Source organism: Vibrio sp. 378 (genome assembly GCF_033339435.1).
On record NZ_JAWOUO010000211.1, the window covers coordinates 1 to 968 of the forward strand.

Here is a 968-nt window from a genome sequence, read left to right on the forward strand (position 1 = left end):
TCACCCACTAAGTTCGTACGCTGATCAACCGTATTTAACACTCCGGACATACTACTACCTAAATTCTGAACGATTATTTTTCACTCTTTATTGGAAACCTTGCTGAGAATACAAGGCGACGTTTTTTAATGAGTGTATAGATATCTAAGTAAACTCAATACGTTAGCTTGATACGTTTAACATCATGAGACAAATTAGATATAAGTGCAAATTACATCAATGACGTGCACATAGCAATGCACTGCTGCTCAGATTCGTCATTTGATGGCTTTTTAAGATCAAAAAAGGGTGCGCTCTTGAGCCACACCCTAAATCAAATTAAAGATAGAAAGAAGTGATTAACCTTCCACCACCTTCATTAACAACTGCCCATCATACAGAGCTTGTTTTATCAGCGCAGCGCCCGGCATCGTCGCTTGTTTATAAAAGCGAGATTCCACCAGCTCAAGATCTTGGTGATAAACAGGCAAGCTTTGTTCTTCAATACAACGGCGAACGGCTGGATAAAGCACCTCTTTCGCTTGGTTAATTACCCCACCAATCAAAATCTTTTCTGGGTTAAACAAGTTGATCACGATAGCAATTGCAGAACCTAAATAGCGTCCCAATTTTTCAATCACATCAACCGCGAGAGGATCGCCATTTGCCGCGGCTTCACAGATACTTTCGATACTCATCTCTTCTTGAGCCGCGAGAATAGAAGCTTCACCTTCAGAGATGCGTCTTACCACTTCTTCACGAATCGCTTGCGAGCTGGCAACCGTTTCTAAGCAACCAATGTTGCCACAGTGACATCGCTTCCCGTTGGGATCAATTTGAATATGCCCTAGTTCACCGATATTACCGTGGCGGCCTTGAAGAACTCGCCCATCAAGAATGATACCGGCGCCTAAACCATGGTGAATCGAAATAAGAACAGAGTTGTCATTTTCTTGGGAATGACCAAAGAGCTTTTCAGCTAAAGCCCA

1 protein-coding gene is annotated in these 968 nt (G+C 42.6%); it reads right to left on the reverse strand.

The annotated features are described in order from the left end of the window. Window positions 1-338: 338 nt before the first annotated feature. Window positions 339-968, reverse strand: a 630-nt coding sequence (locus R7Q48_RS25210) for an ROK family protein (RefSeq protein WP_318132871.1), incomplete at its 5' end; no start/stop codon positions are given.